At 51.0% G+C, this 22,587-nt stretch carries 19 protein-coding genes; 14 read left to right on the top strand and 5 right to left on the bottom strand.

Annotation, left to right across the window (positions count from 1 at the left end):
- Positions 1 to 93: 93 nt before the first annotated feature.
- Genes PRECH8_RS02080 through PRECH8_RS02065 form a run of 4 tightly spaced genes read left to right on the top strand, consistent with a single transcriptional unit; the run spans position 94 to position 4,011 of the window.
- Positions 94 to 1,065 (top strand): ABC transporter permease, encoded by a 972-nt coding sequence (locus PRECH8_RS02080; RefSeq protein WP_200965411.1) that lies wholly within the window; start codon positions 94 to 96, stop codon positions 1,063 to 1,065.
- A complete protein-coding gene (locus PRECH8_RS02075) occupies positions 1,062 to 2,045 on the top strand; it encodes an ABC transporter permease (RefSeq protein ID WP_200965410.1) in 984 nt (327 codons plus the stop codon). The genes PRECH8_RS02080 and PRECH8_RS02075 overlap by 4 nt, the downstream gene beginning before the upstream one ends.
- Entirely contained in the window at positions 2,012 to 3,007 is a 996-nt protein-coding gene (locus PRECH8_RS02070) for an ABC transporter ATP-binding protein (RefSeq protein WP_200965409.1), read from the top strand. Before PRECH8_RS02075 ends, PRECH8_RS02070 begins: the two co-directional genes overlap by 34 nt.
- Complete coding sequence (locus tag PRECH8_RS02065; protein WP_200965408.1) at positions 3,004 to 4,011, top strand: ABC transporter ATP-binding protein; 1,008 nt, start codon at positions 3,004 to 3,006, stop codon at positions 4,009 to 4,011. The genes PRECH8_RS02070 and PRECH8_RS02065 overlap by 4 nt, the downstream gene beginning before the upstream one ends.
- Positions 4,012 to 4,511: 500 nt before the next feature.
- Here the strand turns inward: PRECH8_RS02065 and PRECH8_RS02060 are convergent, their stop codons facing one another.
- Both PRECH8_RS02060 and PRECH8_RS02055 read right to left on the bottom strand, forming a co-directional pair.
- The gene (locus tag PRECH8_RS02060) at positions 4,512 to 5,654 is read right to left on the bottom strand and encodes a family 8 glycosyl hydrolase (protein WP_200965407.1); all 1,143 of its coding nucleotides are present in this window, start codon (positions 5,652 to 5,654) and stop codon (positions 4,512 to 4,514) included.
- Between the two features lie 313 nt (positions 5,655 to 5,967).
- The gene (locus PRECH8_RS02055; RefSeq protein ID WP_200965406.1) at positions 5,968 to 7,356 is read right to left on the bottom strand and encodes an MATE family efflux transporter; all 1,389 of its coding nucleotides are present in this window, start codon (positions 7,354 to 7,356) and stop codon (positions 5,968 to 5,970) included.
- Between the two features lie 365 nt (positions 7,357 to 7,721).
- Here PRECH8_RS02055 and PRECH8_RS02050 point away from each other — a divergent pair, with 365 nt between their 5' ends.
- The 5 genes from PRECH8_RS02050 (at position 7,722) to PRECH8_RS02030 (ending at position 15,055) form a co-directional block, all read left to right on the top strand.
- The gene (locus PRECH8_RS02050; protein WP_308808412.1) at positions 7,722 to 9,296 is read left to right on the top strand and encodes a response regulator transcription factor; all 1,575 of its coding nucleotides are present in this window, start codon (positions 7,722 to 7,724) and stop codon (positions 9,294 to 9,296) included.
- Between the two features lie 114 nt (positions 9,297 to 9,410).
- Positions 9,411 to 11,189 carry a sensor histidine kinase gene (locus tag PRECH8_RS02045; protein ID WP_200965405.1) on the top strand — a complete coding sequence of 593 codons (1,779 nt, stop codon included), beginning with the start codon at positions 9,411 to 9,413 and terminating at the stop codon, positions 11,187 to 11,189.
- A gap of 100 nt (positions 11,190 to 11,289) precedes the next feature.
- Positions 11,290 to 12,978: a type 2 periplasmic-binding domain-containing protein gene (locus tag PRECH8_RS02040; RefSeq protein ID WP_200965404.1), complete on the top strand. Its 1,689-nt coding sequence runs from the start codon at positions 11,290 to 11,292 to the stop codon at positions 12,976 to 12,978.
- Between the two features lie 243 nt (positions 12,979 to 13,221).
- Positions 13,222 to 14,148 carry an ABC transporter permease gene (locus tag PRECH8_RS02035; RefSeq protein ID WP_242457391.1) on the top strand — a complete coding sequence of 309 codons (927 nt, stop codon included), beginning with the start codon at positions 13,222 to 13,224 and terminating at the stop codon, positions 14,146 to 14,148.
- 13 nt (positions 14,149 to 14,161) lie between these two features.
- Positions 14,162 to 15,055: a carbohydrate ABC transporter permease gene (locus PRECH8_RS02030; RefSeq protein WP_200965402.1), complete on the top strand. Its 894-nt coding sequence runs from the start codon at positions 14,162 to 14,164 to the stop codon at positions 15,053 to 15,055.
- Positions 15,056 to 15,128: 73 nt separating this feature from the next.
- Here PRECH8_RS02030 and PRECH8_RS02025 read toward each other — a convergent pair whose 3' ends face one another.
- On the bottom strand, positions 15,129 to 15,713 hold the full coding sequence (locus PRECH8_RS02025; RefSeq protein ID WP_371871161.1) for a GbsR/MarR family transcriptional regulator: 585 nt from the start codon (positions 15,711 to 15,713) through the stop codon (positions 15,129 to 15,131).
- 393 nt (positions 15,714 to 16,106) lie between these two features.
- On the opposite strand from PRECH8_RS02025, the gene proV reads away from it, so the two are divergent.
- From proV to PRECH8_RS02010, 3 genes are read left to right on the top strand one after another with little or no spacing between them, the layout of a single operon-like run.
- On the top strand, positions 16,107 to 17,303 hold the full coding sequence (gene proV / locus PRECH8_RS02020) for a glycine betaine/L-proline ABC transporter ATP-binding protein ProV (protein ID WP_242457390.1): 1,197 nt from the start codon (positions 16,107 to 16,109) through the stop codon (positions 17,301 to 17,303).
- Positions 17,303 to 18,151 carry an ABC transporter permease gene (locus PRECH8_RS02015; protein WP_276569081.1) on the top strand — a complete coding sequence of 283 codons (849 nt, stop codon included), beginning with the start codon at positions 17,303 to 17,305 and terminating at the stop codon, positions 18,149 to 18,151. Before proV ends, PRECH8_RS02015 begins: the two co-directional genes overlap by 1 nt.
- The gene (locus PRECH8_RS02010) at positions 18,148 to 19,056 is read left to right on the top strand and encodes a glycine betaine ABC transporter substrate-binding protein (protein ID WP_200965399.1); all 909 of its coding nucleotides are present in this window, start codon (positions 18,148 to 18,150) and stop codon (positions 19,054 to 19,056) included. The genes PRECH8_RS02015 and PRECH8_RS02010 overlap by 4 nt, the downstream gene beginning before the upstream one ends.
- Before the next feature lie 53 nt (positions 19,057 to 19,109).
- Here PRECH8_RS02010 and PRECH8_RS02005 read toward each other — a convergent pair whose 3' ends face one another.
- Complete coding sequence (locus PRECH8_RS02005) at positions 19,110 to 19,565, bottom strand: MarR family winged helix-turn-helix transcriptional regulator (RefSeq protein WP_200965495.1); 456 nt, start codon at positions 19,563 to 19,565, stop codon at positions 19,110 to 19,112.
- Between the two features lie 72 nt (positions 19,566 to 19,637).
- Positions 19,638 to 20,246 carry a DUF3298 and DUF4163 domain-containing protein gene (locus PRECH8_RS02000; protein WP_200965398.1) on the bottom strand — a complete coding sequence of 203 codons (609 nt, stop codon included), beginning with the start codon at positions 20,244 to 20,246 and terminating at the stop codon, positions 19,638 to 19,640.
- Between the two features lie 160 nt (positions 20,247 to 20,406).
- On the opposite strand from PRECH8_RS02000, the gene PRECH8_RS01995 reads away from it, so the two are divergent.
- Both PRECH8_RS01995 and PRECH8_RS01990 read left to right on the top strand, forming a co-directional pair.
- On the top strand, positions 20,407 to 20,640 hold the full coding sequence (locus PRECH8_RS01995) for a TFIIB-type zinc ribbon-containing protein (protein WP_242457389.1): 234 nt from the start codon (positions 20,407 to 20,409) through the stop codon (positions 20,638 to 20,640).
- 220 nt (positions 20,641 to 20,860) lie between these two features.
- A complete protein-coding gene (locus PRECH8_RS01990; protein ID WP_200965397.1) occupies positions 20,861 to 22,549 on the top strand; it encodes a hypothetical protein in 1,689 nt (562 codons plus the stop codon).
- Positions 22,550 to 22,587: the final 38 nt, after the last annotated feature.

The raw sequence follows: 22,587 nt of genomic DNA, 5'->3' as shown, positions 1-22,587 counted from the left end.
ACGTGCCGATACATGAAGGGCGGTAGGAATGGGAAGGGTGATCCTTCCCATTCCTTACGTCTCCGCACGAATACCAACCTCTGGAGTGATATCATGACACAGTATATCATCCGCCGTACGATCCAAGCTTTGTTTACGTTATTCCTTGTTACAATTTTCACATTTTCCCTCATCCATCTGGCACCGGGCGGACCAACGCAGGTCATGATCTCTCCGGGTGTATCGCCGGAAGCGTTTGAGATTCAGAAGAAGAACTTGGGACTGGATGATCCCATTCATATTCAATATCTGCGGTGGATCGGCAATCTGCTTCAAGGCGATCTAGGTCATACGTTTAAGAATAATATCCCGGTAGGAGAGATTCTGTGGCCGACCGTTGGCAATACAATGGTGCTCATGATCGCCGCTTGGCTCGTGACCCTGATTATCGCTTTGCCATGGGGGATCTATAACAGTACGAGAGTATACGGGCTGTCCGACCAAACGGCTTCTTTTATCTCGTATCTTGGATTCGCGATGCCGACCTTCTGGTTTGGGATCATTTTACAGCAGATCTTCGCGATGAAATTAAGATGGCTTCCTTTGTCCGATATGTGGACATACGGCAAAGAAGGCCAGATCGGCGATTTGATCATGCATATGATCATGCCGGTTACGGTCCTGTCGCTGGGTTTCCTTGCTGCGTACGTCAAATATTCGCGGGCCAGCATGCTCGAAGTTCTGGATCAGGACTATATTCGTACGGCTAGAGCAAAAGGTGTGAAAGAAAGACGCGTCGTATTCCGCCATGCTTTGCGCAATGCGATGATCCCGATCGTCACGATCCTCGGGATGGACCTGCCGATGCTGGTATCCGGTGCAGCGCTCACCGAGAAGGTTTTCAACTGGCCGGGCATGGGCAGATTGTTCGTCGATATGGCGAATGCGCGCGAATATTCGGTTTTAATGGCGATTACGATCGTTACATCTGTCTTTGTCATCCTAGGTAATCTATTGGCTGACATCTTGTATGCAGTCGTGGATCCGCGGGTGCAGCTTGGACGCAAAGGAGGCGCAGGCAAATGAGCGAGGCTTATATCAACCAAGAGCAGAATTCGCACCCTTCCCAGCCATCGCAGCATGGCAGGGAACAGCTGAAGAGACCTCCGGGTCCATGGGCGATTGCGGCCCGCAAGTTCGTGCGCAATCCCTATGCGATGGTGAGCCTATTCGTACTCCTCGTCATCATCTTCGCATCATTTGGAGCACCGCTCATCACGCCATATGATCCAGCTCAGATTGATTTTTCCAGAACGAATCTGCCGCCATTTTCGGAAGGGCATCTGCTGGGGACGGATGAACTGGGCAGAGATATCTTTACGCGTCTTCTGTATAGTGGAAGGGTTTCCCTGACCGTAGGATTCTCAGTAGCGATTGCCACCGTTGTGATCGGTTCGATTATCGGTGCCATCGCGGGATATTTCGGGGGATGGATCGATACGATCCTCATGCGTATCGTCGACGTGATGTATTCGCTGCCGTCCCTGTTCTTGAATATCCTCGTACTGGCGATCTTCGGCAATGAATTTATCTATATGATCTTGATCCTGTCGCTGACCTCCTGGATGGGAGTCGCCCGTTTGGTGCGGGGGAACTTCCTGCAACTGCGTGAGATGCAGTATGTAGAAGCAGCTAAGGCGATCGGCGTATCGAACCGGAGCATCATCTTCAATCATCTGCTTCGCAATTCGATCTATCCGATCATCGTCAACGCCACCTTGATGGTTGGTTCGGCGATCCTCAGCGAGTCGGCATTGTCTTACCTGTCACTGGGCATTCAGCCGCCGCAAACCTCTTGGGGCCTCATGCTGTCCAATTCGCAAGAATTCATGCTGACCGATCCGATGCAGGCAGTCTATCCAGGTTTGTGCATCCTGATCGTCGTACTTGCGGTGAACTTTATCGGCGATGGTCTGCAACAAGCGCTTAATCCGCGCGAAAAGAAGAAAGTTCCGATAAGGAGGATCATCGAATGGCGGAAAAAATACTCGAAATCCGCGACCTGACCTGCGGCTTCTTCACGGATGATCATGTCCTGAAGGCGACGGATCGCATCAGTTTTGACCTGAATCGCGGCGAGACGCTGTGCATCGTCGGCGAATCGGGAAGCGGCAAGAGCGTGACATCGCTGGCGATCATGGGACTCTTGGAGTACTCCGGCGGTGTCATCTTGGATGGTTCGATCAAGTTCAAAGGGGAAGAGCTGACAACGAAGTCGCAGGAAGAATTGCGCAATATCCGCGGCAACAAAATCGCGATGATCTTCCAAGACCCGATGAGTTCCCTGAACCCGGTCTTCACTGTCGGGGATCAGATTGCCGAGAGCTTGATGATCCACCAGGGCATGAGCCGCAAGGAAGCCATGGCAGAAGCGGTAGAACTGCTGCGCCAAGTTGGACTGCCCGCGCCTGAGATGCGGGTAAATCAGTATCCGCATGAACTGTCAGGCGGGATGTGTCAGCGTGTCGTCATCGCGATCGCACTGGCATGCAAGCCTGATCTGCTGATCGCTGACGAGCCGACAACGGCCTTGGACGTAACGGTACAGGCGCAGATTCTCGAATTGCTGAAGAGCTTACAATCCCAAATGGGCATGTCGATCATCTTGATCACCCACGATATGGGTGTGGCCAGCGAGATGGCCGATCGCATCGCTGTTATGTATGCGGGAACGATCGTCGAAGAAGGGACGGTATTCGATATCTTTGACCACCCGAGTCATCCGTACACCCAGGGATTGCTGAATTCGATCCCTGGATATGAGACGGCTCGCGGAACGGAATTGTATGCCATTAAGGGATCGATTCCTCGCTTAAGCGAACTGCCGACAGGCTGCAGATTCCATCCGCGCTGTCCGCATGCGCATGACCGCTGCAGGGCGATGGAACCAGTGAAGATCGACCTTAGCGAAACACATCGGACAGCCTGCTGGCTGTATGACGACAAAGCCGAGGTGGGCGAACGATGAACACGCAAAAATCTAAATATCTGATTGAAGCCAAGAACGTAAAGAAGTATTTCCCGATCAAGAAAGGTCTGTTAAATCGGACAATCGGCCATGTTAAGGCTGTAGACGATGTGTCCTTCGGGATTCAGGAAGGGGAAACCTTCGGCTTGGTCGGCGAGTCCGGCTGCGGCAAATCGACCCTCGGCCGCGTTATTCTGCAATTGCAGAAGGCCACGGAGGGTGAAGTCCTATACAAGGATCAGAACCTCGTACAGATGAGCAACAGCGAATTGCGCAAGATCCGGCCGGAGATGCAGATCATCTTCCAAGACCCGTTTGGTTCTCTTAACCCGCGGTTCCTTGTTCGCGATATTATCGGTGAACCGCTGAAAGTGCATACGAAGATGACGAAGGATGAGATCGATGATCGCGTGATTGAACTGATGCAGATGGTCGGATTGGACCCATCGACTCGCGTCCGTTATCCGCATGAGTTTTCCGGCGGACAGCGGCAGCGGATCGGCATCGCGCGGGCGATCGCGCTGAATCCGAAGTTCATCCTTGCTGACGAAGCCGTGTCGGCACTCGACGTATCCGTACAATCCCAAGTATTGAACCTGCTGATGAAACTGCAGAAGGAACTCGGACTTACCATTCTGTTTATCGCCCACGGACTGCACGTCGTCCGTCATATCTCCGATCGCGTCGGCGTTATGTATCTGGGCAAGATGGTAGAAATCGCGCCGTCGGATGATGTATTCCAGCACCCGCTGCATCCGTATACGGCTGCACTGTTATCGGCGAATCCCGTGCCGAACCCGCACGTGAAGCGGGAGCGCATCGTGCTTACCGGCGATGTCCCGTCACCGGCTAACCCGCCGACCGGCTGCCGTTTCCATCCCCGTTGTCCGTTTGCAACTGAACGGTGCAAGATGGAAGAGCCGAAGCTGGTAGAGGTAGAGCCGGGCCGTCAAGTGGCTTGCCATTATCCATTGTTGGATCAGAATATTCACCAAGGATCGTAAAGGATTCCTCACACGGATTCATATAGATCGGAAGACGACAGAAGCTGACCAGCCGCAGCGGTTTAGCAGGCCGCTGAGGGGTCAGCTTATTGCATATGAAAGCAGTTCTGTGGTGTCAGGATTGAAGCAGTTCTGTGAAGTTAGGTTTGGAGCCGATCTGTGACGCTAACGGAACTGAGGTGCGCTATTCGTGACCAAAGCGGCGTTTGGTAAGAGCTAACGGAACACAGATCCGCTATTGTCTGCGAAACCGGGTAAATTTCGCGGATATAGCATGAATAAGGGATCTGAGTTCCGTTAGAAAAGAAAAGCAGGTATGATAACTGAAATAAGGTATCTGTGTTCTGTTAGCATCAATCTCGCATCAATCTCGCATCGACTAGCATCACGCCAGACACGCCGGAGCACCATATACCATAAAGAAGCTGGACACCGGGCAGAGGTTGTATAACAACCGTTCATTGGGTTCAGCTTCTTTGAAAATATGTCTGTTGAAATTGTTATTTCCAGATGCGGTAGTTGCCGCTGAGTGCCAACATGCTGAACATGTATAGGCAGTTATCATAGTAACGGCGTACTCCCGTGCGCAGCGGTGTGTTCCAGAAGCGGTCGATGAACTCCTTCACATGCTCGCCGTCGGCCGCCAGTGAAGCCATCGCGTTGGTCGCAAGCAGACCTACTGGATGCAGCGCCGGCTCGTCGAAGGGTGTACCGTCGATCTTGTACTTGCGGTAGTCGGCTGGATCTACGCCGCTGAAGAAGGCTTGGATGTTGTTGGCGATCTTCACCAGCCGTTCATCTCTTCCGAACCACTCGCAGTCGAGGCCGATGTTGGCGGCCACTCGATACGAATCGCTGTAGAAATCCCGATGCGCTTCGATATCATCCCGCGGTGAGCCATCGAAGTTGGCATATTCCGGCGACAGCCCCGTCTCCGGATGACAGGCCTTAGGCAAATAGTCGCGGCTCGCCTTCGCTGCTTCGCGCCAGAAATCCGCATCCTCCGGATCCGCCCACAATGCGAAAAGTTCATAGAAATGCGGCAGATGATAAGATGGATCCGAGAATGGAGCTTCGGGGACAAACTTGATCAGCTTCGTCTCCGGATCCCACATCGGATCGCCTTCTTCACCGTTCTCTCCTTTGTGCACACAGGCGCGCAGGATTTGCCTTGCCTGCTCGCTGTAATTGAAGGGCTCCGGACCGTCGCCCCAGCGATTCGAGGCGAAGAACAACGCCATCGCGAAGAACTCCTCGCCATCCGGAGCAGGACCTTGAGAGATCCGGGTTCCATCCGGCTTCGTATGCCAAGCGAAGTAGTCCTTGTATCGGCCATCATCATGCTGCATGAACTCCTTAGCGAAGAGCCACAGCTTATCAAATTCTTCCTTCTTATCCAGCTGCACACAGATCATCATGCCGTAGGACAAACCCTCTGTGCGAACATCGTTGTTGCCTGTATCGAGCAGATAGGCTTTGTCATCGCCTAACTCATAATAGATCTTCGTATCTTCATCGCCATAGAAAAGCTGTTCCCAGGTATCATGAACCCGCTGCTTGACAAGTTCCTCATCGTAGCCGAACTCTGCGAAGACATTGCGGTATTGGCCTGTATGATAAGCTCCTTGTTTGTGATTCGTCATCCTGATCCCTCCCGAATGGTTAGCCGTTGTTTCAATTTGGCGGTTGTATATTCCGCGTATATTTAATATCATTAACAATATATCATGGGACTCACACTACAAATTAAAGAACATACCATGATAAATTATAGAACTTGCTCATTTGAAAGCGCTATCCATAATGGGTAAGATGGTATCAGATGAAAAAATAAAGAGAGGACCTGCCGGGCATAGATCGCCGCAGCAAGTCCTCTCATTGGTCCATATAATGTGTTAATATTGCGGAATACGATTCGTGCTATACAGTGACCAACATTCCAATGACCTATACGTTTTACGCATCTGCTGACGAAGCACGGTTGTTCGCTTGACTTGCACGGAAGAGCAGGTCGCGCATCCATTTGCGACGCCGCCAGCGCCACAGCATGCAGAGGCCCCGCGTCCATTCGTCCACGGTGAAGGCGATGAAGATGCCGAACAAGCCGAGACCGAAGTGAAGACCGAGCAGATAGCCGAGGGGAACGCAGATGCCCCACATCGAGATGATCGCCATGTAGACTGGGAACTGTACATCGCCGACGGCGCGCAGCGAAGCGATCAGGATGATGTTGAACGCTCTGCCGGCTTCGAGGATGATCGAGATCTTCAGGATCATGAGTCCTAAGGCGACGACCTCCGGATCATCGGTGAAGATGCGGAACAACGGCTCGCCGATCAGATTGAAGATTACAGCCATGATGAAGGACGAGGTCATCCCGATATACAAGCTGCGCAGTCCGCGCTTGTATGCGGGTTCGATCTGCCCGGCGCCGACCATCCTCGCGACGAGAATCTGTGTGCCCTGTCCCACGGAGAGGGAGAGCAGCATAACGAACCACAGCAGGTTCATCGTGTAGACCCGCGTGACAAGGGCCGCCGTGCCGATCGTCGCGATGAAGCCGGTCATCACGATATTCATCAGGTTGAAGGCCAGGTTCTCGCTGGCTGAAGGCACGCCGATCTTCAACAGATCGACGACCAGCTTCTTCACCGGCCGGAAGATTTCGCGAATGAAAGGCAGCTTCACCTTGCGATAGAGCAATACGGTCATCGAGATCAAAGCGATGATGCGGCAGATTACCGTGACGATCGCTACACCTGTCACACCCAGCACCGGCAGACCGAAGGGACCGAAGATGACGATGTAGTTGCCGATGACGCTGATGATGTTCATCACGAGCGTGATATTCATCGTATCGCGGGTATATCCGTGGCTTTTCAGCACGGCTGACATGGTGAGCAGCAGCGATTGGATGAACATGAAGCCGCCGATGATGCCGAGATAACTCTTGCCTAAGGGCAACAGCGCCTCTTCGATGCCGATTAACCTGAGCGCCGGCTCATTGATCAAGAGCAGTATGATGCTCAGTGCGATGCCGATGAACAAGTTCAGCACGAGCGAAGTGCCGGCAACGCGGTGTGCTCTGTCCATATCCGAAGCACCGATGGCTTGGGCGACCAAGATGGAGGTGCCCATGGCGACGAAGTTGAAGAGAATATTCGTCATATTGATGATCTGGTTGGCGACGCCGACCGCTGCCACCGCTTCGTCGGAATATTGGCTGAGCATGAAGGTATCGACCATGCCCATCAACATGTGCAGGGACATCTCGATGAAGATCGGCCAAGTCAAAGCGAACAGTGTCAAATTCTTAGTGTTCTGCTTCTTTGTTAATGCTGTCATGTTGATCAACCTTATCTATTAGTGATGATGGCAGAGAGCAATATTCAGAATTATATCATGATCACCTTAGAAGTAAATGAAAAAACTGTAGGATACATGAATCAGCCATCCTGGGAGCGGGAAAGCCCGGTGAGTTGACATCCCCTCCGTGGAAAGGAGAAAATAAGAGCGACATACATAAGTAAGCACTTTCAAAAGCTTGCCAAACATCCATAAAAATTTATGATGACGATTTCAATTGCGTTTCATCCGCAAAGGCGTTACCGTTGTTCAGAGGTAATAGAATCGGACGAAGCCGGGAATCGATCATACTGTTAACAGATCGTACTTGAATGTGATTGTATGACACTAGGAGGTGCTGTAGTTTGACGTTTAGCGTTATGTTAGTCGATGATGAGCAGTTTACAAGGCAGGGACTTCGTGCATTAATCGACTGGCAGTCATGCGGCATGGAAGTCATCGAAGAAGCGGATAACGGAGAAGACGCCTTGCAGTTGATCCTGGAGAAAAAGCCGGACATCGTGATCACCGATATTCGAATGCCGGTGCTCGATGGACTGGAGTTAATCCGCAAGGTGACGACCGAGCATCGCGAAATTGCACCTGCATTCATCATTATCAGCGGCTACAACGATTTCAAATATGCACAGCAGGCCGTACGCTACGGGGTACATGATTTTATCCTTAAACCAATCGATCAGGAAGAGATGACGGAGACGCTCATCGGCCTCAGCAAGAAACTGCGTGCCGACCAATCGCTGAAGGCGAAGAACGAAGAGCTGCTCATCAGCTCGATGATCGAGACCTTGATCAAAGGAGAGGCCAGCGAAGAGACGATCGCCGAATGGGAAGGACGAATGAAGCATGCGCAGCTCTATCAATACTTGTTCATCGAATTAAACGATGTCCATCCTTGGGTGAATTCGCCGGTTTCCTTTACGGCGCATGATTTCAAACAGCAGACGCAGGAAACCATCCGGAAACTGCTGGCCGACTTCAACACAGTTTATATGCATGAACACCGGGGCCGTCTCGGACTGATGGTGACGGATGTTCTGCTGTCCCGTTATGAAGGGAACATCGTCCAATTCATCCAAGAGCTGCATGACGAGTTGACCCGGATGTTCGACGACCGAGTGTTCATCTACGTCGGCAAGCCCGTCGATCAGCTGTCGAAACTGCATGAATCCTATCGAGCGGCGAAGGACGCCTTGCTCTACAAATATATGTACGATGATACGAAGATCGTTAACTATGAAGATATTCGGGATCGGGAACTGGTCTTCATCGAGTCGGACCGCACGCTCTTCAATCAGCTTCTTGACCAATTGGAGGAGCACCGGATCGATGAGCTTAAGGTGACCATCGATCAGCTGTTCGATGAATTCCGCACGAAGGGATTCGCTCCTGAAGCGATTAAGATGAATATTCACCAATGCGTGACGAACGTAGTGAATTTGATCAAAGAGCTTAACGGGGATGAAAGGACATTGGTTTCGTTGGAACCGATCCTGTCCTGGCATGACTTGAATTTGAGCTTGCAAGAGCTGAAACGGCTGTACACGAACTTCATGACGGAGAGCAGCGACTACCTGAAACAGCTGCGGCGGGAATACGGCAAAGGCGGCATTCACCAGATCAAAAATTATATCGATCAGAACTTCCACAAGAATATCAGCTTGAAGAGCATCGCCTCCGAATTCTATATGAATTCCGTTTATCTTGGGCAGCTGTTCAAAAAACATTATGGTGTATACTTCAACGAATACCTGCTGGGACTTCGCATCCAAGAGGCGAAGAAGCTGCTGAGGCAGACGGATCTTCGGATCTATGAGATCGCCGAGAAGGTTGGTTTCAGCAATGCCGATTACTTCGTTACGCAGTTTGAGAAGATCGAGAAGATGACGCCGAGCGAATACCGCAACAAGCTGATCCAGTAATCATATATCTCATGAGCAGTATGATCTTCGTTTCATGGATGCGATACTGAGTTTAGACTAAAGAGAGAACTTCATTGAGCTTTTGACTGCATGTGAGATGAGGGGGGCCAAAAGATGAGGTGGAGCCTGAACAACGTCCGCTTGCGGAACAAGATGTTGATCGTCTATTTCCTGTCGGTCTTTCTGCCGATCGTCTTAACGAATGTGATCTTCTATCAGATGACGACAGAGAATGTTAAGAAACAGCGGCAGCAGGATATTCTGCGGGCAATTGAGCAGATTAACAACGAATTTCGGGCGGAGATCGAGGACGCGATCACCGTCTCTTCTGTTTTTATCTCGGACTATAACTTGAACGCTGTATTGGATAGGGATTATGAGCGGCTGGCAGAGTATATCAATGATTACAATGGTCTAATCCGCCGGATTATCAACAACTATATCCCGGTTTATACGTCCGTGCAGAGCATCGTCGTCTATGTGGACAACCCGACCTTGCTCCGCTCCAGCGGGATTGAATATCTGACAGATGAAGTGAGAAACACGGATTGGTATCAACGCTTAGCCGCTTCCAATTCGCGTTATCCCGTCATCCTGCGTACGGGTTCAACTGATGGTGTTCGCGATACGTTCAGCATCGTCCGCAAGATGAACAACTATGAGAACTACAACAACAAGGAAAAAGTCGTAAAAATCGATCTCAAATTAACGCAGATCAACCAGATCTTCCATAATCTCAACCTCAACGGCCACCTCTATATCGTCAATGACAAAAGCGATTTGATCGAATACACGACGAATCCAGAAGTCAGATGGGCCGTGGAGGACGCGTATTACAAGGATATTCCCTTCACTAAAGGGACGATGGAGTTTGAAATGGATAACCCGGTGAACTACTTGGCTGGCTGGCGGATCATCGCCAGGATCGATGAGCAGGAAGTCTTCGGACAGGTTCAGCGCTCCCGCGACTTCATCGTCATCCTCGCTGTGATCAACTTCCTTTTCGCTACGGTGGTCATCGCTTGGATCTTCCGCTCGATGAACACCCGGTTGACCCGCATCGTTCGACACATGAAAAAAGTGCGAAATCAAAATTTCGATACGATCAAGGACCATGAGTACCGGGATGAGATCGGCCAGCTTACGCGTGAGTTCAATCGCATGACGCTGCGGATCAAAAACTTAATCGACGATGTCTATATCCGGGATCTGCAGAAGAAGGAGTTGGAACTGCAGAACCGCAATGCGCAGCTGAATGCGCTGCAGAGTCAGATCAATCCGCACTTCTTGTTCAACGCCCTGGAGACGATCCGGATGCGGAGTCTCATGAAGAATGAGACGGAGACGGCGAAGATCATCCAGAACATGGCGAAGATCCTGCGCAATTCCTTCACCTGGACCAATGATATGGTGACGGTGAAGCAAGAATTGGAGCTGATCAACTGTTTCTTGGAGATTCAGACCTACCGGTTCAGCGGCAAACTGCAGTATGAACTGCATGTGGATGATGAAGCGCTCACATGTATGATTCCTAAGATGGCCTTCCTTCCCTTCGTTGAGAATGCCAGCATTCACGGCATCGAGGCGACGAAGAACGGCGGCAAGATCAACATGCGTATCCATCTGGCCCATCAGAAACTGATCTTCATCCTCGAGGATAACGGCGTGGGGATGAGTGCTGAAGTTCGTGACCGGCTGCTCAGCTATGTGCACGAGGATGTGGAGATGGGCGAGCGGATCGGTGTGCAGAATGTGGTCTACCGGTTAAGGCTGTATTACTCGGATCGTTTCAAATTCGATATCCAAAGCGAACCGGGGATGGGGACGAAGATCTACATCGAAATCCCCTCAGATGAGAAAATGGTTGTCCCTCAGAAGGACAAAGAGCTATGATTTCCTAAGTCCGATCTTTAGTTTGAAGGGTAAACAAATCGACGTTGTCGTTTTATGATGAAAGTGTATACAAAATCAATTGAAAGGGGTATAGACATTCATGAGGAAGCGCAAGATCTTGCTTATCTGCATGGCGTTCATCATGATGGCCTCTCTATTCGCAGCCTGCTCAGGCGGCAAGGATGCGAATACACAGCCTGCGAACACGCCAGGAACAACGAATGGGGGTAATAACGGGGATGGAGGTCTCGAGCCTGTAACATTTACGTACTTCAACTTCCAGAACCGTGCTCAGGACAAGATGGCCAGCGAAACTACGATCGGTAAGATCCTGCAAGATCAGACCGGTGTGGATTGGAAGATCGAGTACCTGGTCGGCGATGCAGAGACGAAGTCCGGCGTTATGATGGCGGGTGGTGACTATCCAGACGTCATCGGATTGGACGGACAATATGAGAAATTCCTCGATGCAGGTGCACTGCTTCCGCTTGATGATCTGATCGAACAGCATGGTCCGAACATCAAGCGCGTATATGAACCGTACTTTGATTTGATGAGACACAGCGACGGTCATATCTATATCCTGCCTTATTCCGCTAACGTCGGATACATTCCGGAGCCGGATATTGGTCAAGGCGCATTCTGGATCCAACGTTCGGTTCTGAAGGAATTTGGCTATCCGTTTGTTACTACTTTGAATGAATACTTCGACCTGATTAGGCAATACATTCAGAAGTATCCGACCACTGAAGATGGCGCACGCCGAATCGGCTTTGCGATCTATGCGCCTACAGGTGCCTTCTACACTGTGACGAATGCGTCCAACCATCTGGCTGGTTATCCGAACGACGGTGACGTCATGATCGATATGGAAACCTATGAAGCTAAGATGTATGCGGGTTCCGAATGGGAGAAGCGTTGGGTGAAGGCGCTGAATGATCTGAATGCCGAAGGACTCTTCGATCCTGAGACATTCACGATGGACCAAGATCAATTCATCGAGAAGATGACGACAGGTCGTCTGCTTGGTTTCTTCGCCTACGGCTGGCAAGTAGGGGAAGCAACGAATGTGCTGCGGACGGGTCCGGACGAGATGCGCTATGCTCCGCTGCCGGTGACCTTCGAGGAAGGCATCAAGGACCAATATCTTGATCCGCCGAGCTTCGTTGCTAACCGCGGTGTAGCCCTCTCGGTGAAGGCTAAGGATCCGGTACGCATCATCCAATACTTCGACAACATGTTGAAAGAAGAGAACCAGAAGCTCATCCAATGGGGTATTGAGGGCGAGAACTATCTGGTTGACGAGAACGGCCGCTTCTATATGACGAAGGAGCAGCTGGACAACCGCAACGACAACCAATTCAAAGAGAAGTTCGGTTGGATGGACTTCGAATACGGTTGGCCGCGCTATGGTAACAACTCGGTATTCGAAGACGGCAATGCATTTGCGGTCGGTAACCAACCGGAGATCTTCCAGATGGGCTTGACAGACGGTGACAAGGCGATTCTCGAAGCGTTCGGAGCAGAGACCTTCTCTGGCTATTTCTCCGAGCCGGATGAGCGTCCATGGTACCCTGCATGGAGCTTCACTATCGAGCAAGGTTCTCCTGAGCAGCTTGTGAAGAAACAAGTTGAGGAACTTCAGCTTCAGTACGTAACGCAGATGGTACTGGCCAATCCGGCAGACTTCGAGGGCTTGTGGGAGCGATATACCCAAGAGCTCAGCAGATTGGACATTGCACGCTATGAGCAGTTTATGACTGAAGAAGTGAAGAAACGTTTGAATTAATGAGCACTTGAAGCAAGGTCGGGCTTGGGCTAAGGATCGAGCCCGACTTTTCTTCCATTATAGAACGCAACAGCAGATCTATTCGTCCTGACCATCTCGATGCCCTGGGAGGAAAACCAATGAATCTCATGAACAAGCACAGGGTTGAAGGGGGTTTTCCTTGAATCCAATGCTGGGTAAAAGTCAGGGAAAGGAGTAATCATCATGACTCAGCCTACCAATCAGCTGCCTTTGAGCGATGCCATGTTACGGCCTAGGCAAGAGAAGACATTTTTCCAGAAACTATGGAATCAGAAGGCTTTGTTAGCCATGTCCGTTCCTTTCTTAATCTGGTTGTTCATCTTCAAATATATGCCCCTCTGGGGTTGGACGATGGCTTTCCAGGATTATAAGATTGCGAGAAAATTCTCCGAACAGGAATGGATCGGCTTCGAGACCTTCAAACGGATGCTGACCAACGATCATTTCTGGTTAGTCATGCGTAACACCGTCGTTATGAGCTTCATCCAGATTGTATTAGGATTCGTAACAGCGATTACGCTTGCTATCCTGTTAAATGAATTGAAGAACATCTATTTTAAACGAGTCGTGCAGACGATCAGCTATCTGCCCCACTTTATCAGCTGGGTCGTTGCCGCAAATATCGTGACCACGGTCCTCGCATCTGAGGGGATCATCAACGAACTCCTGATGAAGGTTGGACTCATCGACACCCCGATCATGTGGTTGCTTAAAGGGGAATACTTCTGGGGAATATTCGGAGCGGCGATCACTTGGAAAGAGCTTGGGTGGAACACCATTATTTATCTGGCTGCGATTACTATGATCGACCCATCTCTATATGAGGCAGCAGAGATCGATGGTGCCGGCAGATGGCGGAAGATCTGGCATATCACCTTGCCGGGTATGAAACCCGTCATTGTGGTGTTGCTGATCATGAACCTGGGCTATATCATCGAGTCCGGTTTCGAACCGCAATACCTGCTGCGCAACGGTACGAACAAAACCTACTCGGAGAACCTGGATATATTCGTATTGTATTACGGTATGAATATGGCCGATTACTCCTTGTCAACAGCTGCTAGTATGTTCAAGACGGTCGTGAGCTTCATATTCCTGTTCACAGCCAACTCAATAGCGAAGCGTCTTGGCGAAAGCAGATTGTTCTAAGGAGGTGACAAACATGGCATGGAGAAAACGTTTCAGTCTATTCGATACAATTAATATCATCTTGATGCTTTGCTTGGTCGTAGTCACGCTTTATCCGTTCTTAAACCTATTGGCTGTTTCTTTGAATGATCCAGCAGATGCCATGCGAGGCGGCATCAAATTGTGGCCTCGGGTATTCACTTTGGAGAATTACAAATATGTCTTCTCTTATTCCAATGTTGGTCACGCGACAATGATTTCGGCACTCCGCGCCATCATTGGTACACTGGTATCCGTGTTCTGTACAGCAATGGTCGCGTATACGATCTCTCGCAAGGATTTTGTCCTGCGCAAGTTTGTGACCATCGCGTTTATTCTTACGATGTATATAAACGGCGGACTTATCCCGACGTACCTCTTGATTCGTGACCTCGGTCTTCTGAATACCTTCGCTGTTTACATCCTGCCTGGTGTCATCGGGGTATTCAACATGATCGTCATTCGTTCCTTCATCGAAGGATTGCCGTCTGAGATCATGGAATCGGCGAAGATTGACGGAGCCGGCGATTTCGGTGTCTTCTTCAAGATCGTCCTGCCGCTGACGATACCTGCTCTGGCAACGGTCTCCTTGTTCGTTGCTGTATGGCAGTGGAACTCTTGGTTCGACGTATTCCTGTATACTTCATCGCGTATCGAGTTAAGTACGCTGCAGTATGAACTGCAGAAGGTCTTGCTCTCGACCAGTGTGAACCAAGGCCAAACCGCAGCGGATGCTTTCTCACAAGCTGAGGGCGGCGGACCTAAAGTCACACCAACGACGATCCGCGCAACGATGACGATCGTGGCGAGTGTGCCGATCATCATGGTCTATCCTTTCTTGCAGAAGTACTTCGTTCAAGGTATGACCCTTGGCGGTGTTAAAGAATAATATTCGCTTCATCATGAATGTGGAAATAGGAAGCGGACCCAGGCGGGTCCGCTTATTGGTTGTTTGTTGCTTATTACTGCTTATACTCTTCTTGCCGCGTTTCGATCGGTACGAGTTCGAAGATACGACCGGATTCGAAGGTATCGATGAGACGGTTTAACCAGTCGTAATATTGAATGGCTGCACGAATCTTCTCCATGTCTGAGCGCAGGATATTCGCGAGCGCCTCATTGTCCGGGTGTTCTGCAAGCAATTGGTTCATTTCCCGCCAGGAACGCTCCAAAGCATGCCGATTCATCTCCACTGATTTCCGCCACTTGATGGAGAAATAATCCGCAAAGGTTTGATACCAATCCGTCTCCACCTCGTAGAGATCCTTCCTCGATCCTCGATTCCAAACCTTATGAATCATCTTCAGATCTTGTAATGTTCGCATTCCGGTGCTGACACTCGTCTTGCTGAGGCCCATGACTTCGGCCATTTCATCGAGTGTTACGGGGTGATTGCGAAAGAACATATTGCCATACATATACCCGACAGAGAGAGTAACCCCGTACAGATCCATATTCTTCCCGATGGTTTCGATCACCCGTTGTCGTGATTTTTCGATTCTGCCGGCTAACTCTTCGGGCAATTGTGCAAGTTCATCCAGAGCCATGGGGCAGTCCTCCTCTCTTCTGCGGTGATCATCACGCTTCCGACGATGACATTTGCAATACAAATCAATTGTAAAGAACCAGTGTGGGAAAGTAAAGCGGACGAAAACGGAGGAAAAAGCAGGACGATGGAGGATAGGCATCATTAAGTATGTAAAGAAAAAACATTACGTACAAAACAAACAGTTATAAGGGTTGTAAAATAACGTAAAAGTCAGGCACAATATAGAGGTGTCTTCGGGCGGTTGAGCTGTCTATGTGGGTTTTATTAACAGGAACGTCCTAAATCCGATGCGGATACTGTACACAAAAGTTCGTAAGTGCATCGGCCGCTCAGTTCAACATGCGAGTAAGGACAGTACTTTGATGAATACTAAGGAAAAGGGGGTGCTATGGTGCCGATTATCGAAGTTCATAATCTGACCAAAATCTTCGGCCATGATCCCAGAAGGGCTCTTCCGCTCTTGGAAAAGAAGTGGTCGAAGGAGAAGATCCTAAAAGAAACCAATCTCACGGTCGGCGTCAATCAAGCGACATTCGCCATCGAAGAGGGAGAGATCTTCGTCATCATGGGGTTGTCGGGCAGCGGCAAGTCCACGCTGGTCCGCTTGTTGAATCGACTGATCGAACCGACATCGGGCCAAGTACTCATCAAGGGCAAGGATATTGTGAAGATGGGACGTGAGCAGCTCAGGCAGGTTCGCCGCAAGACGATCAGCATGGTGTTTCAAAACTTTGCACTGTTCCCGCATCGGACCGTACTTGAAAATGTGGAGTATGGACTGGAGATACAAGGAGTGGATAGGCAGCAGCGGCGGGAACGCGCCATGGAGGCATTGGAACTCGTAGGACTGAAGGGCTGGGAGAACAGCCGGCCTGACCAATTAAGCGGCGGCATGCAGCAGCGGGTCGGCATTGCCAGGGGACTGGCTAATGATCCGGATATCTTGCTCATGGATGAAGCGTTCAGCGCTTTGGATCCGCTGATTCGCAAAGACATGCAAGATGAGCTTGTCGAATTGCAATCGCGGATGAAGAAGACGATCGTGTTCATCACGCATGATCTGAATGAGGCACTTCGGATCGGGGATCGCATCGCGCTTATGAAGGATGGTTCCATCGTGCAGATCGGAACACCGGAGGAGATCTTAACGAATCCGGCCAACGAATATGTAGAGAAGTTCGTCGAAGATGTGGACTTATCCAAAGTACTTACCGCATCACATGTGATGAAACGGGCGGTGACGATGACCCCCGACCGCGGCCCGCGCGTGGCGCTCAGGTTTATGCACGAGTATGGAATCTCTACGATCTATGTCATCGATGAATCCCGCAAACTGCTCGGTGCAGTGACCGCTGATGATGCATCGGATGCGGTCAAGACCGGGAAAAGCATCCATGACATCTTAATTCGCGACGTACCAACTGCCTCGCCGGATACGCTGCTCAATGATCTGTTTGACATGGTCAGCCAAACCAAAGTTCCTGTGTCCGTCGTAGACGACAAAGGAAGACTTATGGGGATCGTCATACGCGGTGCGGTATTAGCGGCGCTGTCCGGCAACAGAACTGTGGAAGGAAGTGAAGGATGATGAATCTACCGAAGCTTCCGCTCGATGTCTGGATCGACGCCGTCGTAGATTGGCTGAAGAACAACATCAAACCGTTCTTCGATCTGATCAGCACCTGTATCAGTTCGATCGTTTCCGGCTTCGATTGGATATTCAGCATCGTGCCCGCTTGGATCATGATCATAGTCTTCACAGTGCTTGCCTTCCTTCTCTCCAGGTGGACGATCGCGCTGTTTACCTTCATCGGTTTCCTGCTCATCTGGAATCTGGACTTATGGGAGCCGACGATGCAGACACTGTCACTCGTCTTAACGTCTGCTCTGATCTCGATCATCTTCGGGATTCCCATCGGCATCGCTTGTGCCGCCAGCAAGAAGGTACAGAACGTGGTTACGCCGGTCCTTGATTTCATGCAGACAATGCCCGCCTTCGTCTATCTGCTGCCAGCGGTGATCTTCTTCCGCCTGGGGGCAGTGCCCGGCGTGATTGCAGCGGTGATCTTCGCGATCCCGCCGACGATTCGCATGACGAACCTCGGGATCCGCCAAGTACCGCGGCATCTCGTGGAAGCAGCTGATGCCTTCGGTTCGACGGCCATGCAGAAATTGATCAAGTTAGAACTGCCTCTAGCGGTGCCGACGATCATGGCAGGTATTAATCAGACGATCATGCTCAGCCTCTCGATGGTCGTCATCGCCTCGATGATCGGAGCACAGGGGATCGGCGAGAAGGTATTGAGCGCGGTTCAGCGGCTGGAGACGGGCAAAGGATTTGAAGCGGGGCTGGCGATTGTGATCCTCGCGGTCGTGCTCGACCGGATCACGCAGAGCATCGTAAATAAAAGAAGTAAAGGGAGCGAAAGCCATTGAAACGATTCAAAACAAACCTGTGGTTCATAGGAATTACTCTTATCCTGTCCTTAGCATTAGCGGGTTGTACTGGAACTTCCAACGACGTTGGAAGCAATAACGGCGCAAACCAAGGCAATGCCAAGGGCGGCAAAGAGATCACCCTCGTATACGTAGCCTGGGATTCGGAGATTGCCAGCACGAATGTCGTGAAGACGGTGCTGGAAGAGAGATTAGGGTATAAAGTTAACATCCTTCAAGTTGATAACGGTCCGATGTGGCAAGGGGTGGCTGCCGGCAGCGCTGATGCGATGGTTGCTGCATGGCTGCCCGGTACCCATGGCAACTACTACGAGGAATTAAAGGATGACTTCGTGGATCTGGGACCTAATCTTGAAGGAGCTGCCATCGGCCTTGTCGTGCCATCCTATGTGGATGTGAATTCGATCGAAGAACTGGCAGATCCTGATGTTGCCGCTCAGTTCAACGGTGAGATCATCGGGATCGAATCGGGTGCCGGGGTCATGTTAACAACGGAGAAGGCCATTGAGGAATACGGCCTGGATCTGAATCTCGTAGCGAGCTCTTCCGCGGCGATGGCGCAGGTTCTGCAAGAGGATTATGAAGCGGGTAAACCCATCGTGGTGACCGGTTGGACCCCGCACTGGATGTTTGCGGCGATGGATCTTAAATATCTGGAGGATCCGAAGAAGGTTTATGGGGACGCCGAGAACATCCATACGATCGTTCGCCATGGATTGCAAGAAGATATGCCGGATGCCTATGCCTTCCTGGACAAATTCTATTGGACGCCGGAAGATATGGCAGAAGTAATGATCCAGATCGCCGATGGCGCCGATCCGGCTGAAGCCGCTAAGGCTTGGGTAGATGCTAATCCCGATAAAGTTGACGCTTGGCTTGAATAAAGGGAAGGGGCTGTCCAGTAAGTCCGATGACTTACCGGTGGACAGCCCCTTTTTTAGCCCAATTGCTGCTGGGCAGCGATTCCCAGCTTCTTCAGCAGGGGAATCAGCGTCTCTTTCTCCTCGTCGGTCAAACCGCTTAAAAGCTGATGGATGGCCTGTGAGTGGAGCGGGAAGATACGTTCGATCAGCTTCCTTCCTTCCTCCGTCAGCCGGGCATAGATGACGCGGCGGTCCTCCTCGCTGGGGATGCGCCGGATGAGGCCTTTGTTCTCGAGTTTGTCGATATTGTACGTGATGCTGCCGCTCGTCATTAAGATTTTATTGCCTATCTGTTGCAGAGGGAAATCACCTTTATGGTATAATAATTCCATTAAGGTAAATTCTGTCGGTGATACTCCGTATTTCTTCATATCCCTTACTGCACCTTCCATGATGACCTTGGATGCTTTGGAGAGTACGACGAATAGTTTTAACGAAAGTTGTACATCTTCAGCCGTTTGGGCAGACATAGTCTTCACCTCAGTCATTTCTTCATATGTTCAGTATAATCAATCCGACGCAATTTGAGTAGATATGGAAACTTACGGAATCATGATTCCCAGAGGACCGTTGTCGTCGATGAGATCCTGAATCTGATAGACGGAGATCGGAAAATAGGGGAAACCATAGACATATGGGACGAGTTCATACAGTTGGAAATACAAGACCAAGGCTTTGTCAGCGATGTAGTAATCTTGATCCGGCCGGATGCTGTTGAAGGGCTCGAATACCGGCAGCTCGCGCGCGGCGATCTGCTCACGAACGATCGTCGACAGCCTTTCAACATATGGGGCACCGGGTTTGAACAGCTCGCTTAGGTTGTAACTCTTCCCCGTCTGCACGTCGAAGGTCAGCGAGCGCTGCAATGTCAAGCCGTGTGCACCTCCGGAGAAATAATACACGATCAGCGATAAACTGAGCACGCCGCGTTCATTGGTCTTAATCTGATAAGTACTCGTCACCTCCACGGCGGGATTCTGGGGATATCCGGTTTCGGCGATCATTGCGGTGTATAGATTTTGGATCGTTTGATTGATAGCGTGTTCTGCAGCAGCGCTCGGGACGTTGCGAATGATCGGCACCTTCGCTTGCAGCTTGGGCTGTTGGATGGGATAAGTGTAGACAAGGACGGGAAGAGCATTGAGTTCCATGGGCATCCACCTCATTTTTGATCTAATGTATGTAAGAATGGCTGGGCTGGTGCAAGATATAAAGAGAAAGCTTAGAGCAAGCATCTGATGATGTGCTTCTAACAGCAAGAAGGTGACTGCCATGTATTGTCCGGTATGTGATTCAGTCCGCATGTGAGAAGTGGAGCGGGAAGGTGTGCTCATCGACGCCTGTCCTACCTGCAAGGGCGTCTGGCTGGATCGCGGCGAGCTGGAGAAACTGATGGCCGACGAGCGGGAGGATCGTTGGTACGAACGAGAGTATGAGGCCCCTTCTTCTTCGGATCCTTATAGGAAATATTCTCAAGATCGCCGCAGAGATCACAAACGCCGAACAAGAAGTATGCTCGACATCTTAGATGACTTATTCGACTGACCGCACCGTCCGATAGCTCGACACACGCTGTGTTGATGCTGTTCGATTGTTTACCGCTGACGGCACTTTAGGGACAAGGACAATCGTTCATGGGTGGTTATTTCTACAAAAACCATGAAACCGAATGCGCATTCAAAACGTCTTATATACAACAGCCCAATCAGGCAGATGATAGATACAGAGCGGTCTGAGGGCCAGAATAGGGGTAGGAGAGTATGCTATGAAATTGTGGCGAAGGATCTTTATCTTCATGACGGTGTTGGTATTGACATGGTCGCTTACGGCTTGCCGCCAAGACGACGAACCAAATGAACAAACACCGCCCAAGGCTGAGACAGGAGAACAGATCAAGCTGTCCGATGCTCTGATTGAACTGTCCATCTGGCAGCAGGAAGATGCAGCAGCGGAGGAGATCGTGACCTATGAAGGAGCTTGGCCGCAGCGATCGTTCACCTTTGCCGTTCACGATCCCGAGGTTGCGTTTAAGCTGAGGCTGCGGGATGGAATCTCACTTGGGACGGCTGAGCTGGCAGAAGCCGTAGCCGTTACAGGCGCGGAGGTTCGAATCTCGGAAGGGGAAGACAGTCAGAGCTTCTTGGTGACGCTCACAGAGATTCAAGACCGGGCTGAGATCAAGCTGGACGATCTCGAGCCGTTCCGGCTGCGCACGCGGCAGGATCACCTGATGTTCGTGCTGAATCAAAGTGAGCTTCGCGTACCGTATTCCTTGTTGATCCACGGTGAGTCGGACGGAAGAAGCCATGTCTTCGTGTCGGAGAGCGAGGATTCGATCGTCCTGCGCTTCACCGAGCCGATGAGGCCCGTTGAACACCCGGGAACCGAATGGCTGAGCGAGACACAGCTTAAGGTCGACATCGCGGAAACGGCCGGCACGCTGCCGTTGGACAAGTATTACTCTGAAGACGGAAATTTTGTCGCGAGGAAGTACCATTCCTTGATTATTCACCAGATACCTTCGAGATCATGGTTTGATGCGGCTTCCGGGGGCAGTGTCGGCTGGAGCGGCCGGGATGCCTATTACGACGCTCTGTTGTTCTCACCGGATGGCAGCAAGTACGCGGCGCTGGTCCAGATCAGCGAAGATACGGATGGGGCAGGCGGACACTACGGCATCGTCATCGAACAGCGGAGGCAATCGCCCATGGTATTGGAACATGCGATTCATTATCGGCAGAATTCCAGCTACATCCCGGTGGAATGGCTGGATCAGCAGACGCTCCTCTATCTGTCCGGCTTTCAGGTATGGGCTTTCGATGTGGAGTCGGGGTTGGCGCGTCAGCTGACCGTCGAGGATGAGCATCAGGCTGTCGCCTTCCAGTACGATCAGCGAAGCGACCGCTTGTTCGTTCTGACGCAGTCGCCCATCAGCCGCGATGGAAGGGAATACTGGCAAGGCAGCATGAGCATCTACAGGGGCAATCTGGAACTCGCTGAGCGGATCGAGACGATCTCCGATCCGTGGCCGTCGACGGAGAATAATATCCTTCCGCTCAGGATCTCCGTGCAATCCAGCGGCTACTATCTGACGACCTATCGGGAAGGACGGATTGTCACCCAATATTTCGCGAACGGCGAGGAGACGGAGGCACCGGGTCAACTGATCGGAACGACGGATCAGGGAGCCTATCTGCTCGAAACAAGCGAAGGAGACGAGGTTATGCGTGTGCTTTGGTGGCCTAGAGGAGGCAGTGCTGTTCCCGTGAAACCGCTCGCTGATTCTTCCTACATCATGTTCGGCGGTGATCTGTTTGCCCGCCGTGCCGGCGTTGCCGATACGTATTACGGGTACAACCCGGGACGGGATGAATGGATCGAATGGTCGCCGAACGCCGGCCGAGACAGCTGGATTCCGCATCAGCGCACCGCCTATTACCGTGTGACGGATTAAGACGGAACTGATTAAGATACGTTCAATTATAAGCACTT

The organism is Insulibacter thermoxylanivorax (assembly GCF_015472005.1).
Lineage (GTDB): Bacteria > Bacillota > Bacilli > Paenibacillales > DA-C8 > Insulibacter > Insulibacter thermoxylanivorax.
This window is presented reverse-complemented; position numbering and strand designations above follow the sequence as displayed.

Excerpts from the sequence above, each read along its gene's own strand:
- PRECH8_RS02040 (WP_200965404.1), top strand. The coding sequence starts at position 11,290 with ATGAGGAAGCGCAAGATCTTGCTTATCTGCATGGCGTTCATCATGATG.
- PRECH8_RS02005 (WP_200965495.1), bottom strand. The coding sequence starts at position 19,565 with ATGTCTGCCCAAACGGCTGAAGATGTACAACTTTCGTTAAAACTATTC.
- PRECH8_RS01990 (WP_200965397.1), top strand. The coding sequence starts at position 20,861 with ATGAAATTGTGGCGAAGGATCTTTATCTTCATGACGGTGTTGGTATTG.
- PRECH8_RS02075 (WP_200965410.1), top strand. The coding sequence starts at position 1,062 with ATGAGCGAGGCTTATATCAACCAAGAGCAGAATTCGCACCCTTCCCAG.
- PRECH8_RS02060 (WP_200965407.1), bottom strand. The coding sequence starts at position 5,654 with ATGACGAATCACAAACAAGGAGCTTATCATACAGGCCAATACCGCAAT.
- PRECH8_RS02070 (WP_200965409.1), top strand. The coding sequence starts at position 2,012 with ATGGCGGAAAAAATACTCGAAATCCGCGACCTGACCTGCGGCTTCTTC.
- PRECH8_RS02025 (WP_371871161.1), bottom strand. The coding sequence starts at position 15,713 with ATGGCTCTGGATGAACTTGCACAATTGCCCGAAGAGTTAGCCGGCAGA.
- PRECH8_RS02030 (WP_200965402.1), top strand. The coding sequence starts at position 14,162 with ATGGCATGGAGAAAACGTTTCAGTCTATTCGATACAATTAATATCATC.
- PRECH8_RS02055 (WP_200965406.1), bottom strand. The coding sequence starts at position 7,356 with ATGACAGCATTAACAAAGAAGCAGAACACTAAGAATTTGACACTGTTC.
- PRECH8_RS02035 (WP_242457391.1), top strand. The coding sequence starts at position 13,222 with ATGTTACGGCCTAGGCAAGAGAAGACATTTTTCCAGAAACTATGGAAT.
- PRECH8_RS02065 (WP_200965408.1), top strand. The coding sequence starts at position 3,004 with ATGAACACGCAAAAATCTAAATATCTGATTGAAGCCAAGAACGTAAAG.
- PRECH8_RS02080 (WP_200965411.1), top strand. The coding sequence starts at position 94 with ATGACACAGTATATCATCCGCCGTACGATCCAAGCTTTGTTTACGTTA.
- PRECH8_RS02015 (WP_276569081.1), top strand. The coding sequence starts at position 17,303 with ATGAATCTACCGAAGCTTCCGCTCGATGTCTGGATCGACGCCGTCGTA.
- PRECH8_RS02045 (WP_200965405.1), top strand. The coding sequence starts at position 9,411 with ATGAGGTGGAGCCTGAACAACGTCCGCTTGCGGAACAAGATGTTGATC.
- PRECH8_RS02000 (WP_200965398.1), bottom strand. The coding sequence starts at position 20,246 with ATGGAACTCAATGCTCTTCCCGTCCTTGTCTACACTTATCCCATCCAA.